Source organism: Streptomyces sp. ATLC9, assembly GCF_057196705.1.
Window position 1 is genome coordinate 1 of the sequence record NZ_JBXUOY010000644.1, and the last position, 244, is coordinate 244.

The window sequence follows — 244 nt, forward strand, 5'->3', positions numbered from 1 at the left end:
CAGCTGTACGGCGCCGGAGCTCCAGTCGACCATCGAAGTGGGCCGGTCGACGTGCAGGGTGCGGGGCAGGACACCGTGCCGCATCGCCTCCACCATCTTGATCACACCGCCCACGCCCGCGGCGGCGACCGTGTGGCCGATGTTGGACTTGAGCGAACCGAGGTGCAGGGGCCGGCCGGCGGGCCGCGAGCGGCCGTAGGTGTTCAGCAGGGCCTGCGCCTCGATCGGGTCACCCAGCCGCGTG

1 pseudogene is annotated in these 244 nt (G+C 72.1%); it reads right to left on the reverse strand.

From position 1 onward, the window contains the following. A pseudogene (locus AC2CJA_RS27465) lies at nt 1-244 on the reverse strand (modular polyketide synthase); the annotation flags it as partial.